The organism is Flectobacillus sp. BAB-3569 (genome assembly GCF_002270355.1).
GTDB classification, from domain to species: Bacteria; Bacteroidota; Bacteroidia; order Cytophagales; family Spirosomataceae; genus Flectobacillus; species Flectobacillus roseus.
Genome location: NZ_NJFZ01000024.1, coordinates 96,805 through 115,112, shown reverse-complemented (window position 1 = coordinate 115,112; position 18,308 = coordinate 96,805). Strand labels below are relative to the sequence as shown.

The following is an 18,308-nucleotide window of genomic DNA, read 5'->3' as shown; positions in this document are numbered from 1 at the left end:
GGCTTTGCAATCTCAACATTTACTTTTTTACCTTTAATAGAAGCACCTTCCATACGGTTCAATACAGTGTTTGCAAATTCTTTAGGAACGTCAACAAATGAATATTTGTCGAAAATATCAATTTGACCCAATACGTTACCCGGAATTCCAGATTCACCTGCAAATGCTCCTACGATATTCGCTGGAGAGATTTTTTCGTTGAAACCGATGTTAACAAACATTCTTACCATGTTTGCATCGCGACGGTAAGGACGACCTTGTTTGTCAGAACGAGGACCTCTATCTTCCGAACGACCACCTCTATCTCTGCTATCGCCACGCTCAGAACGTCCACCGCGACGGTCATCACGACCACCTCTTTCAAAACGACCTTCACCACGACGACCACTGTTATCTCTATCTCTGTTATTGAAACGATCACGACGATCAAATTCACCGCTAAGGTTTTCGTCAGCAAATTCGTTTTTCGAGATACCCATGTTCATTTTTACCAAAGCAGAAACTACTTGTTCAGTAGAATAACCTGCATGGTGCAACGCTTGTAATACATCTTCGAACAATTCTAAATCACCTTCTTCGATAGATCCACGTACACGGTCGATAAACATTCCTTTTTTAACACCAACTACGTCAGAGAATGACGGAATTACACCTTTGTCAATTTTTACTTTAGTGTAATTCATAATTTCACGAAGGCGGTTACGTTCAGCACCAACAATCATCGTAAATGCCTTACCAGATTTACCAGCACGACCTGTACGACCAATACGGTGTACATAATATTCTTCGTCTAAAGGTACATCGTAGTTAAATACCGCATCTACATCGTCAACGTCCAAACCACGAGCCGCCACGTCTGTTGCAACTAATACGTTTACAACACCCGAACGGAATTTAGACATTACATTAGTACGTTGAGCCTGACGCAAGTCACCATGAAGACCTTCAGCAGCGTAACCACGCAATTGTAATTCTTCTACAACTTCGTCAACTCTTTTCTTCTGATTACAGAATACCAACGATAATTTCACTGAATAGAAATCCATCAAACGAGTCATTACCTCCATTTTCGCCTTTCCTTTAACATCATAGTAAAGTTGTTCGATATTAGAGTTAGTGATTTCGTTTTTCACTACTTTCACCAATTTAGGATCGTTTTGGTAACGAGAAGTCAAGGCCATGATAGGCTTCGACATCGTTGCTGAGAAGAAAATAGTTTGACGTTCTTCTGGAGTTTCTTGTAAAATGCTTTCGATATCCTCTCTAAAGCCCATGTCTAACATTTCATCAGCTTCGTCAAGAACTACTTTACTTACATTTTCTAATTTCAAGGCACGACGCTCAATCAAGTCAATTACACGACCAGGAGTACCAACAACGATGTTTGCACCAGCCTTCAAAGATTTGATTTGACGTTCGATAGAGTCACCACCATATACTGTAGTTACCCAAACACCTTTTTTATGTTTTGCAATTTTCTTTAATTCTTCTGTTACTTGTACCGCCAACTCGCGAGTAGGACAAAGAACCAAACCTTGAACTACCTTTTCGAAAGGAGTTACTTTTTCTACAATTGGAATACCAAAAGCAGCTGTTTTACCAGTACCTGTTTGCGCCTGCCCGATCACATCGCGACCTTCAAGAATGAATGGAATTGCCTCAGATTGGATTGGAGATGCTGTCTCAAAACCCATATCTGCTACCGCTTGTTGAACTTCTTGTGATAATGAAAGTTCGTCGAATCTTAATAATTGACTCATTGTTTTTCGAAATGTCGGTAATTGACGTAACCTTAGTTACAAGGCATCAGAGATGTCTGCCATTCATTCGTCCTGAACAGAATGGTTAAAATCCCTATCTATGGCTTGGTCAAAAACGACAAAATTGTGATTGTTAAAATTTGCTTTAATGATGCCCGAAACATCCGTTAAAGCTCTGGAGAAACCGATTTAAACTGATAACAGTTCGAGATTGGAAATTGCTTCATGCCAAGAAGCGAACACAGAGACGTGCGGATGTTTTTGTATAACGGGTACAAAGGTATCCTAAGTTTTTTGCATTAACAAATATAATTGTATTTTATTTAGAATCATTTTTTAGAAATTATCTCGCTTTTTCCAGCCTGACAAACTTATCTTAAATCTTTCATATCAAATAATTCCTTCTTTTGACACTTCAGCAAATTTTATTTTAAGAATAACAGCTTTCTCCAAATATATTGCGATTTGCCCTTACTCCTCTTAACATTCTTCTCGTATTTAAAAAGTTTTCGGCATCTAGGAAATAGTTAATTAACAGCTACTTAATAACAAGTATAGGACATCCCATTGCCTGTGATTAGCATTTATCTACTCATTTTCACCAATCCTTTTACTCAAAAAAGCTTTATACATGAACAAAAAACATTTGGCAAATCGTTAATAATGAAGAGATCTTTTTTCCCGTTGAACCTTGAAATTTGTCAAATTAAGTCTTTGAATAAACCTTTGGTGCATTTGCAGAATTATTATTTCAATAGGATAAACACAAGAGCGAAAATATAACTTTTCCAATTTATCCTATAATCAATATAAGAATACTTGGTAAAACAAGATAAAAAATGCAAAGGAATTTAGACCTTTGACAATTAATTAATAGGCATTCCGTTCTTGATGGGAAAATTCCAAAACTATTTCTGGTAAAGCACGATGAAAACATTCTCATTCCTTTTTTTGATCCTCTTTGGCTTAACAACAACTATTAACGCTCAAATTTATTCTGATTCCTTGATTGTCAACATTCAGAATAATCTGGTTAAGCTACAAAACGAAAATGAAAACCTAAAAGGACGTATCGAATTACAAAGCGTTTCTTTGAACGACATTTCTAAAAACCAATCACTTACTGACCGTACGAAGTGGGAGAAAATCCGCACTAATTTGGTCAAAAGTGCAGAAGTCTATAAAATCTTAAGCGACGATATTATCGACCTAAAATCACAAGTAATCAACCAAGATTATCAAGGTTATATCAAAAAGTTGAGTAGTGTCGAAAAAGGACCCTTAGGCTTTTCTTTTGAAGAGGTAATTCTAAAAACAGCTCAAAACAAGGCGATTTTTGATAAAAAAGAAAAAAATGAGCGTTTTGTGTCTGTTCTCAAAAGCTTGAAGGATAGCCCAATCGTGGGTCTGATTCCCTATGCATCACAGGCCGTGAACCTTTCGACCGCAGCGGTAAACGTTGCGTACGCAGCAGGGGTGCAAGACAAAAAGGTAAACTTTGACAAAATCAAAGAGTTTGAAAAGGAGCTTCAGCGCTACACTGGTTTTTATAACGCTTTGGATAAAGCAAACCTAACTAATGCTACTTCGAGTTCGCAAACTGTTACTCTTTTGGAAACATTACAACTTGATGTCTTAGAAAAATTTAAGAAAGACGGTCAAAAAATAGGCTTCAACCCTAGAGAAATTCGTGGAGACGAAACAATAGACGACTATTTCAACTATGTGATGGGTGAATTTACGCCAGAATTGATGCGTAAGAAAACGGCAGAAATTGAAAAAAAATATACAGGAAAAGATGGCAAAGTAAATCTTGGAGAGTTATTGCAATCTGAATTAGATGTGCGTCATGTCAACAATAACCTAGACTACCTACAGTCGCTCTGTAATCGTTTTGTAGGAATTCATGATAATTATTTTGATTTAGAAACGCGTTATTTTGATCAAGTAAAACAGGCAATCAATGTAGCCAAAGGCAATAACATTATCGAAGCAGTGGGCGAGAAAAATGCTCAAATGGTTTATGAAGATTTGATTAAAGATTTAACATCTAAAAAGAAAAAGAAAGATGCTGCTATCAAATCGAGCATCAACATTAAAGAGTTGAAAGACAAAATTGATTCTGTTGATATTTACAAAATTTTGTAGTAGACAGAAAAGTACATTTGTTTTGAAAATAAAGCCCAAACTTCCTTAAAGAGTTTGGGCTTTTTGTATATTTGAAAGATATAAAGGAATCTTTTTGAAAGATATATCCCTTTTACCTTAGCTAAAACAGCAAATCTGTCCTTTTAATATTTCGGATAGATTTGAGACTTTCTCCTTGTTAATTAAAAAAACGTCTTCATCATGATGAAACTGAAACACATTGTCTTACTCTCATCGACAACGCTTGGCTTATTATGGAGCTGTAAAACTCCAGCTGTACAAGTAACCAACACTCCTTCTCCTATAAGCAAACCTAAGGAAAATCAAGGTTTTTATCAATTTTTGAATGATGACCCAAATGCTTCCCCTTTTGTTGCTAAAAAAGAGCCTGTGTATGGACAAAATGGTATGGTGGCCGCAACACACCCAGAAGCTTCTAAAGTCGGTGTTGAGATTATGAAAAAAGGTGGAAATGCCATAGATGCAGCCATTGCTACTCAATTCGCCTTGGCTGTGGTACACCCAGCAGCGGGCAATATTGGTGGTGGAGGTTTCTTGGTATTTCGAGACAAAAAGGGAAATACTTATACATTAGACTACCGCGAAAAAGCACCAGAAAAAGCAAGTCGTGATATGTATCTCGACGAAAAAGGAAATGTAAAAGCAGGTCAGCCAAGCTGGTACGGACATCTCGCTAGTGGAACCCCAGGTTCAGTAGATGGATTAGAGCAAGCACATAAACGCTTTGGGAAGCTATCTTGGAAGCAAATTCTTCAACCAGCGATTGATCTTGCCGAAAACGGCGTTGCTCTTACTGCCCGTGAAGCTAGAGGACTAAATAGAATTAAGGAAGATTTATTAAAATATAATCCAGGAAAAACCTATTTCATCAAAGCTGATGGTACAGAATGGAAAGAAGGTGAATTATTAATCCAAAAAGATTTAGCCAAAACTTTACGCCGTATTCAGTCAGAGGGTCGTAAAGGTTTTTATGAAGGTGAAACAGCAAAACTTTTATTAGCTGAAATGAACAAAGGCGGTGGTATCATCACCCAAAAAGATTTGGATAACTATCATGCTGTTTGGCGCGATGCAATTGTAGAAAACTACAAAGGTCTGAAAGTAATTACCATGCCTCCGCCATCTTCTGGTGGAATCGCCTTAATGCAACTACTAAAGTACGTAGAAAATTACCCTTTGAAGAAATGGGGATGGCATAGCGACTCAACGACTCAAGTAATGATTGAGGCAGAACGTCGTGTCTTTGCAGATCGAGCTAAATGGTTAGGTGATCCAGATTTTGTCAAGGTGCCACAAAAAGAGTTATTGAGTCTAGAGTTCTTAAAACAGCGTTGGCAGGATTTCAACTTTGATCTAGCCACTGATAGTAAAAAAGTATCAGGAGGAGCTATTCCGGGTTATGAAAGTATGGAAACCACTCACTCCTCATTTGCAGACAAAGAGGGAAATGCTGTTTCTATTACAACAACTCTCAATAACTCTTACGGAAGCAAGGTTATAGTTGCTGGAGGAGGCTTTTTATTAAATGATGAAATGGATGATTTCTCTATCAAGCCGGGACATCCTAACTCGTATGGTTTGGTAGGCAACGAAGCAAATGCTATTGCCCCAAATAAAAGAATGCTATCTTCAATGACGCCTACAATTGTTGAAAAAGATGGAAAACTGTTCATGATTCTTGGTACACCAGGAGGCTCAACTATTATTACTTCTGTCTTCCAAGTATTCTTAAACGTAGTAGAGCATGGGATGAATATGCAACAAGCGGTAGATGCGCTACGCTTTCATCATCAATGGCTACCCGATAGAACGACATTTGAAGAGGGAGGCTTTACCCCACAAACTTTACAAAAATTGTTAGGTCGTGGCTACAAGATGGAATCACAGAAGAATACCATTGGTCGTATGGACTGTATTTTGTTATTACCAAATGGTCAATATGAAGGTGGAGCCGATGTAAGAGCCGACGATACTGCGGTAGGATACTAGTTTTTTGATTTGAAAACAGATTCCTAATTTGAAGATTTGAAAATGGGTACTAAATTACTCATTCTCAAATCTTCTTTTTTATGTTTAAAAATCAAAAATCTGAATACTATTCTAATAACAGTTACACCATTAACCGATAACATACAGAGAGTTATCCAAACAATTTAGCTACACCAAAGGCCGCTGCCGCGGCGGCTGCACCGATAGATGTGACCTTCAATGCACCTATCCATGGATGTTGACCTGTAATTTTGCTTTTAAAGAAACCGAAGATAAATAATGCTAACAAAGTAATCGCCACAGAGAATTTGAGCCCTAATATAGCATCATCGACCAGAAAATATGGACTCAATGGGATAATCCCTCCTATTACATAGGAGATACCGATAGTAGCAGCGGAGTTTCTTGCACGATTGATGTCTGGTTTCTCAAGACCTAGCTCAAATTTCATCATAAAATGAACCCATTTGTCTTTGTCTTTTGCTAATGCCTCCACGATTGCTTCTTGCATATCGGCATCGAGTCCATAATCAGCAAAAACCTCTCGTACTTCTTCTTTTTCGCGTTCGGGTACTTTTTCTACTTCTTCATATTCACGTTTCAATTCTGCGTCATAATGTTCTACTTCGGTCTGACCAGCCAAATAGCCCCCTAAACCCATAGCAATCGCACCTGCTACAATTTCGGCAATACCTGCCGTTGTGACAATCGAGGTATCAGCTACAGCACCTGACAAACCCGCGGCTAAGGCAAAAGGTACTGTTAAACCATCGGACATCCCGATAACTATATCTTTTAAAAAATCAGAACTTTCCAGATGTTGTTCTTCCATATTTTTGTGGAATTAGGTTAAGGATATTAATACTTGAATTTAGGAAATCTTATTGTAAAATTCAGCTGAATCTGATTTTTCACCAATGATAAAAATTTGTTTCAGAATAATTTGGGCTATTCTGAATCATAATTATGTATCTATCAACTATAAATTCAATTTTAAAGAAACTATCACCTGACGCAAATTGCCAGGCGTGATAAATCCACGACCGCCATAGTAATATTGTGTGTCGAAAATATTATCTCCACTCAGCGATAAAGTATATGCTTTTTGAGAATAACTCAGTACTGCATTGAACAATGTGTAGGCATCTGTAGCAAATGTTCCTGCAGATTTGGTGTTAATAATATTGTCTTTACCGTAGTAATTACCTCCAAAACCTAATGAAAACCCTTTTAAAGAACCTTTCATAAAGGTATAATTCGCATACCAATTGCTCATCCAAGCAGGGCCTGAATTTACAGGTCTTAAACCTTCTGTGTTAGCATCCGAAGCTGTAAGTTTGCTATCGTTGTAAGCAAGTCCAGCATGAAAATACAAGCCTTCTATCGGACGACTTTGTAAATCTAATTCTGCTCCACGGCTATATTGCGCTCCATTTTGAATAAACATTGATACATTCTCAGGATTGGCTCTTACAGTATTACTGATTCTTATATCATATAAGCTTAAACTGGCATCTAATAAATGTTTCTCCTGTGAATATTTAAACCCTGTTTCAAACTGATTACCGTATTGGGGTTTAAAATTTGCCACTGTTCCATCTACCTGACTTACAGGTGCTACATTTTGGAAACCGTTCATATAACTAGCAAAAAATGCCAGTTGTTCAGGTAATAGCTGATAAGTCAAACCAACTTTTGGAGAAAATGCAGTCTGGTTATAGGCTCCTGTCCAAACATCTGTTGTTTTATTATAAGTACCCGAATTTTGCAAGAAATCTACTCTGGCACTTAGCATCAAAGTCAAGTTTTTGGTAGGATTAATCACATCTGAGGCATACAACGAATTAGTCGTCAGGGTAGTTTTTGTAATGGCGGGTACTTTCCCTAACAATCTGCTGTTGATTTCACTTTCATTGAGCAAGCCATAGTTTACGCTTTTGCCTGCAACTGCTACCGTATCAAAAGTAGGACGCACTACACCATTGGCTGCGTTAGCTCTTGATCCATCCAAACCGTTGGCTGTCGTTCCGTAAACATACCTATAATAATCAGCGCCTAACAAAACTCTGTGACGTACTGAACCAGTTGTTAAATCACCCATAAAGTTTTGTTGAATTTGTTGGTTAACAATCGTTTCTGGTGCATAATTGACAATTCTACGCACAATCGAGGCATTATTATTGGCCATGACCATCGTCTGATAATTACCATAAGACTCGCTATTTGAAGTCATCAGATTTGTTTCCGATTTCCATTGATTTGACAGAATATAGCTAATTTTTCCGTAAAAGTTAATAGCGGTAGTTTTATACAAAACACTATTATCTGTGTAAGATTTATAATAATCTAAATTCAATCCACTTGGACTTTCGGCATAAGTCAACACACCACTTTTGAGTGGATTCATGGGTGTCAATAACAGATTATTGGTCGAAACTCTTCTCAAAATTTCTGCTTCAACATCAATTCTTAACTTATCGGATACCTTATAAGTAAACTCGGTGCTAAAAACAGGTTCTGATAAACTCCTTGGTCTTGAAAACTTTCCTTGTTGGTATACGCACCAGTTATGCGCATCAATCCTTTTGATTCAGTGTCTAGCTTTGTATTCACGTCAAAAGTAGCCCGTTGAAAATTATTATTACCTCCAGCTAAGGTGATACTCGTAAAATTATCGTCTTGTGGCTTTACTGTCACTCGATTGATTACACCACCAAAAACGGTCATAGAACTACCAAACAGAGTTCCACTTGGTCCTTTTACCACATCCAATTGAGCTATATTGACGGGGTCTATATCAGAAGCTACATATCCTAATATACCATTTCTGAAATTAGAACGAGTACGAAATCCTCTCACCGTATAATAAGGCGAAACACCCGCCCAACTCGGTGATACACCCGTCACATTCGAAAGCATGTTGTATTGAACAAAATAATTACGATTCAAAATCAATTTGCTATTGACAGAATGCGTAACCTGTGGGTTCTCCAAATTTTTCAAAGGTATTCTTGAAGTATATTCACTCGACACATCTGCGGAGTTATTCACTCCTCGAATAATGACTTCATGCAAGTCTGTGTTTTTAAGAATAGTAGAATCTTTTTCTTGTGCTTGAGAAGCAACATAATTACCTATAAATAGAATGGAAAAAAGTACTTTTTTCATGAGATTATAATTTGGGATATTAGATAGGATCAACCTAGCATTTATCATGGGAAACAGCGAATCAGCTTCTGTAAAAACAGAAACCATAGAGTGTAATTTTTCAAAGCTATGGATATAGCAACATGGTGCTACAGGCGTATTTTGACATAATACACCATAGCTCAAACTTTTGTACAACGAAGTAATACCTCAATAAATGGGCGGTTTGAAGACTTTTGAAAAGAAGCTTTGTAAATGAAATATAGGTAAGAAAAAATGATTAGGTATTTCGTAGAGAAATAATTCGAATTTTGGAATACTTACAAGCTTTCCGATTTGGCAATATAAATCTATGATTGAGCTAACAATCGTATTTTTCTGCTGAGCCTCTTTTTGCTCTGCGGCTTTTGCCAATTGCTTAGAAAGATAGCACTTCCCATTACAATGCATACTTGGACGATTGCGGTTTTGACAAAGGTTTTTGGCGATGTAATCTTTTCTTAAGCTGTAATCAAGATATACCAAGGGAGACGCCAACATCCTAACAATCAGAATGATGAACAAAAACAACGCCCTATAATTATACTCAAATGCCATAAATTACGCCTCGAAATGAGCGCAAAGGTAGTTATGATAATGTAGGAATTCAATGATATTTGAATCATAGCTCAAAAATTCAAGGTTTAGTACAACAAAAATATGCTTTAATAACACTTTATTTTTGTCAAAAAACATCCTGAATTTTTAACAAAACGAATACCGTTTCAGCAAAAATATTTTTGAATTATCCCTCAATTTAAAGTGACTTAATTCGTATATATAGTCGGAATAGAAAATTTTGCTATATTGAGCAGAAATACGGTCTAGTCACTATAGACGTGCTTTTCAAAAACCAATTTTAACCATTTCAACAATCGTAAAAAATGAAGAAGTTACTTGCCCTTGCCCTTTTGATGGCCAATGTATTAGTTTGGGACGCAAATGCTCAAAAACCAAAAGACGAAACTAAAGACGCTAAAAAAGAGAAAAAAGAAAAGAAAGACAAAAAAGATAAGGAGGAAAAAGCTGACAAAGCTGATAAGAAAGACAAGAAAGCTAAAGAAGAAAAAGCTCCAAAAGAAGACAAGGCTGCTAAAGAAGATAAGAAAGCAGATAAAGACGCGAAGAAAAAAGAAAAAGAGGCTAAAAAAGTGGAAGATAAAAACCCAACAGTAAAACCTGAGCCTAAAAAAGTTGACAAGAAAACAGAGAAAGCTGCTGCTGGTGATGATAAAGTTGTAGGTAAAGACGATAAAGGTCGTACCATCTACGAAGGTCCAAAAGGTGGTCGCTATTACATTAACTCAAACGGTAACAAGTCTTATATCAAAAAAGACAACTAATAAACACATTTAGTGATTTGTGTTTGAGCAATTATTAACCCAAATTTCACTTGTAGAGACGCAATGTTTGCGTCTAAAGAGTTACCATTTTGAAGTATAGTATCAAAGAAGGCGTTCGAAAAACTCATTTCGAACGCCTTTTTAATTAACTGTCAAGATATTTTTAGGAAAGCATCTCAAAATTCATGAATAATCACTCATCTACTTAATCGTAATTCACACAAACTTCTATTGCAAGGCGAATTTAATAGCGCCCGTAATGCCTAGTACCATGGTAAACGTAAAACAGTACATACAAAACAAGACCATAGATTTCCAGATAGTTTTAAGCCAAGATTGTCGATACACCACTTTGAGAGACATGGCGAAATAAATCATAAAAACTACCATCGCAACGCTCAATGAAATATTCCAATGACCCACCAACAAGCCTATGCCAACAAATATCATGAGCATGAGCATGAAAATTGAATGAATATGTATGGAAAAAATCAAGTGCTCGTAATAAAACCTTGTTTGACCATCAAAAAGCTTAGGAATCGAAGGGAAAGGCTTTTGGCGCATAAACCCTCCTGTCAGAGTATATTTCAATAATCGAAAACTATAAGATATCCATTTAAACGGATACCAGAGTATACTATGAACACGTTTACTGTAACTAATTTTAAGCATCAGCGCTACCAAAGGCATCAATATAAACATCATGAAAGAGATTACGTTTACACCAAAATGCACCATTTCTCCAATGGCCTTTTCTGCATCTTCGTCAAACGCTAATTCATAATAGGTTACATTACGACGTAATCCCCTTTTCAAAAAAGCAAAGGCACTTCCACTTCCCTCCTCTTTCACAATCAAACTGTCTAAATCTTTATTGCTCATACTCAGCAACCGCTTTTTATACGTTCTATTTTGAAGACTTCCATCGCTACTTTTGGTGAATACCTTTACCCCTTCAATCCATACGGGTACTTTTACGTTATTCTTCAAAGAATGTAAAATCAAAGTATACTCTATCTTACCTTTTTTTCCCATTCTTTCGGTAAAATATGCCTTCAAATCCTCCGCGGGTTCGGTGATTGCTTCTGTGTGTATCGAGTCCAAAGCTAGTTGCTTTTGTATTTCAATTAATACTGGACGTTGCTTATACTCTGGTAAAGAGTCAATAATAGCCCTTAATGTATCATCTCTTTCTACATTCATTTCGTCCAAAATCTCATCAGTCGAAATATCAAAATTAGATACATAGTCAATAAATCCTTTTGCTTGAGAAGCTAATTTAGTTTGCTTATCCAGCGTTTTTAGTTGCTTCTCATCTTTAGCAATTTTCTTTTCTAAAGTATGTTGCAAACTTGTATCCTCTCTAGCTTTAGCCGAATCCAGCTCAATATTCAAGTTAGCGATTTCCTTACTTTTCTCTTCACGCTTTTGTATGATAGCTTTTAGCGCCTGACTTTGTATCGATTTACTCTCTTTCTTGTCACTTTCTTGATCATCATCATCGCTTTTGTCTTTACGTTTCGAATCCCCTTTCAATCCATCGATTACACCCCTTGCCACGTCATTGGTAGAGTTCAAACCCATTTCAACCAGCTCATCAAAAGCGATAAAAAACACAAAAGATACGATGAAGTATAAACGAATTGGAGGCACATACCGTGCCCTTCTTCCTTCCAAAAAATCCTTGGTAATTTTGCCTGGTTGCGAAAAAATTGATTTGGCTGTATTGTAAAACTTCGTATCAAAATTGGTAAATCCTTCAAAAACATCATACAATAGCTGCCCCACTCCTACCTTCAAATCATGGTTTTCTTGACCACAATTTGCGCAGAAATTATCTTCTGGCTTCAGCATGTTATGACAGTTGTGGCAGACTTCTACTTTACGACGATTCTTATGTATCGACATTTCAAATAAGTTTAAGGTTTGTGACGCACCGCTGAGAGGAAATCAATCTGAAAAGGGGATAAAACTCCAAACGGTTTAGGTTGTTTAATAAAATTTCCTCAAAATACTCATTTTTTCAATTATTGCATAGGCGATCGATGCTTTTAGGTTTAGAATAAACAGGCTTTTAACTTTTGGTTATTTTTCATAAAAAAAGAGAATACCTTTCGGCATTCTCTTTTTTACATTTATAAAAGACAGGATTATAAGCTTTCATCTAACTCGCCGTCATCTGCTACACCACCTTCGGGGTCAAGCAATGCGCCATCATCACCTTTTACTTTATCCTTAATTTTGCGTTCAAGCTCATCCAACAATTCAGGATTATCGCGAATCATCTCTTTTACAGCATCACGACCTTGTCCTAAACGATTACCGTCGTAGCTAAACCATGAGCCAGACTTTTTCACAATATCAAGTTCTACAGCTAAGTCGAGTACTTCTCCTGATTTTGAAATACCTTCACCATACATGATATCAAACTCGATTACTTTAAATGGAGGTGCCAACTTGTTTTTCACCACCTTCACTTTAGTACGGTTACCGATGATATTATCAGCACCTTCTTTGATTTGTCCAATACGACGAATATCCAAACGTACCGAAGCGTAGAATTTCAAGGCATTACCACCCGTTGTTGTTTCTGGGTTACCAAACATCACCCCGATCTTATCACGAAGCTGGTTGATAAAGATACAGCAACAACCTGTTTTATTAATTACCCCAGTAAGCTTACGAAGTGCTTGAGACATCAAACGAGCCTGAAGACCCATTTTTGAATCACCCATATCACCTTCAAGTTCAGCTTTTGGTACTAAGGCTGCTACGGAGTCAATTACACAAATGTCGATAGCTCCTGAACTAATCAATTGTTCTGCAATTTCGAGAGCTTGCTCACCATTATCAGGTTGAGAAATCAACAGTTGGCTAGTGTCAATACCAAGTTTTTCGGCATATGCACGGTCAAAGGCATGTTCGGCATCAACAAATGCGGCCAAACCTCCTCCTTTCTGAGCCTCAGCAATACAGTGCATTGCTAAAGTTGTTTTACCAGAAGATTCTGGACCATAAACTTCTACAATTCTTCCACGAGGTACACCACCGATACCTAGTGCCAAATCTAAACCCAATGAGCCTGTAGAAATCACTGGAACGTCTATAACTTTACTGTCAGACAAACGCATTACAGTACCTTTACCGTAAGTCTTGTCCAAACGCTCAAGCGTAGTTTGTAGGGCTTTGAGTTTCTCTGCTGCAGGATTACTTGCTTCAGCTTGTTGCTTTGCCATGTTGTATAAATGTAAGATAAAAATGACTTTGGTTGAACGAACTAACTGTAGAATAGCTAGGATAAGCATTTTATCAGATAATTCTAGGCTTGTTACGCAAAAAACACAATAGGTAACAAAAATGATTTTACTATCAGATTCGAAAAATAAATAAGCTTGCTTTGACTTACAAATTTTTACGCTTCAAAATCAAATCTATAGATTGAATTGAGGCAAAATTTACACAAAAAAATTCAATGAGCTATTACTTCTTTCCTTTTTTATCGAGAGAGCTTGTAGCAATCATATCATCTTGAAATTCTTTACTTGCTTGATTTCCGAATGTGAATTTACAAGCTTTAGTCTAAAAAAAGTAATCTTTTTGAAAATATTTTTCAGTAAAAAGTCTATTATTTTTATACAAAAATAAAAAAAGTATACAATATTGATCAAACTAACAAATAGGAATGAAAACTAAGCTACATGAGGGTCAATACCCGAGATATAACCAATATTTGTTTCATTGTGATAGACCTAGATTTATTGGTTTGATTTTATAAAACCTTAGCACATATGTAACAGGTCTTCGTAACTTTAAATTCTTATTCAAAGTAATCATGTCAAAAATAATCAATAAAAAAAGATACTGGCTTTTATTAATTCTATGCTTACTGCTAGGCATCGCGCTGTGGCAACGTAACTGGACAGTCTACTTGTATACACAAGCAAAAGGTGGTCTGAATGTGGCATTTAATACTCGCCCCCTTGCAGAAGTTTTACATGATCCTAAAGTACCTGATTCTCTCAAGGCAAGAATTCGTCTGATCAGCGAAATCAAAAGATATGCCATCGACTCGCTAGGCCTAAAAGATAATCCCGACGTATATCAAACGCTATTCGATCAGCAAGGCAAACCACTGGTATATCTCGTTACGGCTGCCGAACCTTACAAAATGGAGGCCGTAGAGTTTCATTTTCCTATTATTGGGAATTTTACTTATAAAGGTTTTTTTGATTCTACCATGGCAATTCAAGAGCTAAAAGTCTGGAAACAAAAAGGTTACGATACCGATTTGGGACAAGGTATTGCCTATTCAACATTGGGGTGGCTCCCAGAGCCTATCCTGTCGAGTATGCTATTTTATTCGGAAGGCAAACTCGCTAGTCTTATTATTCATGAAATGACGCATGGAACTATTTTTGTCAAAAACGAGCATGAAACTAGCGAAAATCTAGCCAATTTTATTGGAGAATATGGTGCTAAAAGATACCTAAAAGCTAAATATGGCATCGAATCTGAGGAATACCAAAAATTTGCTCGTGGAAAAGAATGGCGCAAAGTTTTGGTGACGCATCTCAACAAATCTACCCTTGCGCTGGACAGTTTATACAAAACTTTCAAACCAGAATACACCAAAACATACAAGGATTCTTTAAAATATACGTTTATCAGAAAAATAGTAGTAAAAGAAGATAGTCTTTATGCACAACTATCACATAAACCACTACTTTCCAGCAAGTTAAAAAACGAAGACTTACCAAACAATGCGTATTTTGTGGGCTTTAAAACCTATCATTCAAAACAAAATGAATTTGAGCAGATTTTTGAAAAACAATTTCGCGGTGACTTTCGTAAATTTTTAGAGTATTTAGAAAAACGATTTGAATAAATATCGCTTTAGGTTAATGGATTGGGTTGATAACAAACAGAATTAACCTTTCAAAAAACCCAATAGTGCAAGCAATTAGCCAACAACCACAAACTTCTCAAGTAACATGAAAAATATTCTTATCGGGGGAACAATCTTGCTATCCTTGACCGCTTTTAGCTTTTTTCAAGAAAACAACAAAATCGTTGATTCTACAAGTTTGGTCAAAGGCGAACATATCGAATATAGAGTGCATTATGGCTTTGTAAATGCTGCCGAAGCTGTGGTAGATGTGGACGACAAGTTCCAAATGGCTAATGGTCGTCCTTGTTATAAAGTAGTGGTAAATGGTCGTACTACAGGCGTAACCGATTGGGTAACAAGAGTCCGTGACACATGGGCATCTCATATCGACAGCGAAAAAATTATGCCCCATCAGTTTTACATGAAAAAGCAAGAAGGCAATTATAAAGCTGAAGAAAAAGTCATATTCGACCATCAACAAAATGTGGCCAAAACCTTTGAACTCATTGATGATAAAGAAAAGAAAACCTTAAGTATTCCCGATGGCATACAAGATGTGGTGAGTAGCTATTACTATGTTAGGGCAATGGATTTTAATAAAACGAAGCCTGGTGAAAGCTATCCTCTGTCATTTTTCTTTGACAATAAAATCTACAACATGAGATTAAAGTTTAAAGGAAAAGAAACTATCAAGACCAAATTTGGGAAAATAGAAACCTATAAAATTATCCCAATGCTACCTAAAAACAATTTCTTTGTAGACGAGGAATCTGTAATTATTTGGGTATCAAACGATGCCAACAAAATTCCGATTCGGGTAGAAATTGGCTTAAAAATTGGAGCTTTGGCACTCGACTTACGAAGCTACAGTGGCTTGAAACAAGATTTGAAATTTGATAACAACTAAGAGTTTTCTTAACTGTCATAAAACAAAGAAGGTGAGAGCAACAGCCTCTCACCTTTCTCGAAATCTACACAACATTATATAATCTTAACCACCATTAGAAATGGTTACCCTTTTTCAACACAACTGATTTTGTGACTATATTTTAGGTTAAAAGTCACAGAATGTGAATCAATTTTATCAAAAACTTATTTTTTTAATGCTTTTTGATAAACCTCTAGGACTCTTTTTCGAGCCATTTCATGATTCACTATTGGTTGTGGATAGGACAATGAATTTAATTCGGGTACCCACCTTTTGGTGTACTCTAATTGCTTATCGAATTTTTGCGTTTGGAGAGTCGGGTTAAATACCCTAAAGTAAGGCGCTGCATCACAACCACTACCCGAAGCCCACTGCCAACCTCCATTGTTGGCGGCAAAATCAAAATCTAGTAATTTTTTGGCAAAATAAGCTTCACCCCATCGCCAATCAATCAACAAATGTTTCGTCAAAAAGCTTGCCACAATCATGCGTACACGATTGTGCATAAAGCCTGTAGCATTCAACTCACGCATTCCTGCATCAACAATTGGATAACCAGTTTGCCCTTTACACCAAGCTTCAAACTCTTGCTCATTGTTTCGCCATTCGATTTGATCATACTCACGGCGAAAAGCTTCTCCCTGACAAATGTGAGGAAAATGATATACAATATTAAAATAAAAATCGCGCCAAATTAACTCATTAAGCCAAGTTTCTGATAAATTTTGTGCTTTTTTTACTAATTCTCTAATACTTACAGTCCCAAATCGCAAGTGAACGGATAACCGAGAGGTACCTAAAATAGCTGGAAAATCTCTCTTTTCAGCATAATTTTTGACGAGTAAATCCTTCACTTCTTTAACAGGAAAACTCATTCCAACAGGTGCAAATCCCATCGACTCAAGACTTGGAGGCTCGGGTAAATTTATTTTGGATAAATGAGAAAAATATTTTTCTGTAGGATAGGACTTTACATAGAAGTCGTTGAGGGTTTCTTTCCATTTACGACTGTAAGGTGTAAATACTGTGTAGGGCGTTTTGCTACCTGAGAGTACTTCATTCTTTTCAAAAATCACATGATCTTTAAAAGTACGGAACTCAACTCCCTCCGATTGCAGGTACTCATGTACCATATTGTCACGCTCGATAGCATAACTTTCAAAGTCATGATTGGTATAAACAGCCTCGATATCATAGGTTGACAAAAGCTCAGGAAATACCGTTTCGGGCGTACCATACTTTACCAACAAACCACTTCCAAATGCTTTGAGTTGAGTGTTCAAATCGGTGATTACCTGATGAATAAATTCTACTCTTCGGTCTTTCTTATCATCGAGTTTATCTAAAATATTTCTATCAAAAATAAAAATCGGCAATACATTTGAGTGGTTGCGTAAAGCTCTGTAAAAGCCTGCATTGTCATGGAGACGAAGGTCTCTTCTAAACCAAAAAAGGGTGTATTTTGACATAGTAAAATTTGATTATCCTAAGTAAACTCACCACTTGCTAAAATTGTTTGAAGATTACCTCCATAAAATTTGGGGAATAGGCTAAAAAAAATGTAATTTTCTCAAGATATAATTTAAAAACCTTCAACTATGAATCAAAGCCTTATCCATGCACCACCTGCCTATTTCTACCATTCAAAAATACCTCCCCTATAGGATTTCAACATATTTTAGATAATCCCCTTGTACCCATAATGATATCTGTAGAAAGGAATTCGTCATTTATTTTCGAAATAAAGAAGATTTTATTCTCACGAAACATTTTTTCTTTATCTACTCACAAATTCGAAAGAAATTTCAGAAGATATCATCTCAAAGCTTTAAATGCACTTTTTTGTACTTTTTGGAGTAAATAACTTGGGTACAATTGTTAGAAAAATCAAATAAACTAACAAAAATTACCATATTACAATAGAAAATGTATTGACAAGGCCTATAGTAAAATTGTATATTTGCAAGAATCGCTTTCAAATAGACAACCTAGTCCATACCAACATGGTAGTAGCATAGGTCATTTATTGTCTTTTGACAGAACAT

12 protein-coding genes are annotated in these 18,308 nt (G+C 36.5%); 5 read left to right on the top strand and 7 right to left on the bottom strand.

Features of this window, described 5'->3' with window-relative positions; all coding sequences use genetic code 11:
• A partial coding sequence (locus tag BWI92_RS21360) for a DEAD/DEAH box helicase (protein ID WP_095166607.1) occupies positions 1 to 1,760 on the bottom strand: 1,760 nt, incomplete at its 3' end.
• A gap of 927 nt (positions 1,761 to 2,687) precedes the next feature.
• Between BWI92_RS21360 and BWI92_RS21355 the strand changes: the two genes are divergently transcribed.
• Together BWI92_RS21355 and ggt are read left to right on the top strand one after the other, a co-directional pair.
• A complete protein-coding gene (locus BWI92_RS21355) occupies positions 2,688 to 3,908 on the top strand; it encodes a hypothetical protein (protein ID WP_095166605.1) in 1,221 nt (406 codons plus the stop codon).
• Positions 3,909 to 4,112: 204 nt separating this feature from the next.
• The gene (gene ggt / locus BWI92_RS21350) at positions 4,113 to 5,918 is read left to right on the top strand and encodes a gamma-glutamyltransferase (protein WP_095166624.1); all 1,806 of its coding nucleotides are present in this window, start codon (positions 4,113 to 4,115) and stop codon (positions 5,916 to 5,918) included.
• 151 nt (positions 5,919 to 6,069) lie between these two features.
• Here the strand turns inward: ggt and BWI92_RS21345 are convergent, their stop codons facing one another.
• The 3 genes from BWI92_RS21345 to BWI92_RS21335 form a co-directional block, all read right to left on the bottom strand.
• Positions 6,070 to 6,750, bottom strand: coding sequence for a VIT1/CCC1 transporter family protein (locus BWI92_RS21345; RefSeq protein ID WP_095166603.1), 681 nt, complete (start codon positions 6,748 to 6,750; stop codon positions 6,070 to 6,072).
• A 147-nt stretch (positions 6,751 to 6,897) separates the two neighbouring features.
• On the bottom strand, positions 6,898 to 8,325 hold the full coding sequence (locus tag BWI92_RS21340; RefSeq protein WP_095166601.1) for a TonB-dependent siderophore receptor: 1,428 nt from the start codon (positions 8,323 to 8,325) through the stop codon (positions 6,898 to 6,900).
• Positions 8,326 to 8,387: 62 nt separating this feature from the next.
• Positions 8,388 to 9,086, bottom strand: coding sequence for a TonB-dependent receptor plug domain-containing protein (locus BWI92_RS21335; protein WP_176464497.1), 699 nt, complete (start codon positions 9,084 to 9,086; stop codon positions 8,388 to 8,390).
• Between the two features lie 902 nt (positions 9,087 to 9,988).
• On the opposite strand from BWI92_RS21335, the gene BWI92_RS21325 reads away from it, so the two are divergent.
• Positions 9,989 to 10,447, top strand: a complete 459-nt coding sequence (locus BWI92_RS21325; RefSeq protein WP_095166595.1) for a hypothetical protein — start codon at positions 9,989 to 9,991, stop codon at positions 10,445 to 10,447.
• Between the two features lie 228 nt (positions 10,448 to 10,675).
• Here the strand turns inward: BWI92_RS21325 and BWI92_RS21320 are convergent, their stop codons facing one another.
• Complete coding sequence (locus BWI92_RS21320; RefSeq protein WP_095166593.1) at positions 10,676 to 12,355, bottom strand: DUF3667 domain-containing protein; 1,680 nt, start codon at positions 12,353 to 12,355, stop codon at positions 10,676 to 10,678.
• Positions 12,356 to 12,597: 242 nt separating this feature from the next.
• Complete coding sequence (gene recA / locus BWI92_RS21315; RefSeq protein WP_095166592.1) at positions 12,598 to 13,683, bottom strand: recombinase RecA; 1,086 nt, start codon at positions 13,681 to 13,683, stop codon at positions 12,598 to 12,600.
• Between the two features lie 596 nt (positions 13,684 to 14,279).
• Between recA and BWI92_RS21310 the strand changes: the two genes are divergently transcribed.
• Positions 14,280 to 15,332, top strand: a complete 1,053-nt coding sequence (locus BWI92_RS21310) for an aminopeptidase (protein WP_095166590.1) — start codon at positions 14,280 to 14,282, stop codon at positions 15,330 to 15,332.
• A gap of 106 nt (positions 15,333 to 15,438) precedes the next feature.
• The gene (locus BWI92_RS21305) at positions 15,439 to 16,242 is read left to right on the top strand and encodes a DUF3108 domain-containing protein (RefSeq protein ID WP_095166588.1); all 804 of its coding nucleotides are present in this window, start codon (positions 15,439 to 15,441) and stop codon (positions 16,240 to 16,242) included.
• Between the two features lie 185 nt (positions 16,243 to 16,427).
• On the opposite strand, the gene BWI92_RS21300 is transcribed toward BWI92_RS21305, so the two are convergent.
• Positions 16,428 to 17,732 carry a deoxyribodipyrimidine photo-lyase gene (locus tag BWI92_RS21300; protein WP_095166586.1) on the bottom strand — a complete coding sequence of 435 codons (1,305 nt, stop codon included), beginning with the start codon at positions 17,730 to 17,732 and terminating at the stop codon, positions 16,428 to 16,430.
• Between the last annotated feature and the right edge of the window lie 576 nt (positions 17,733 to 18,308).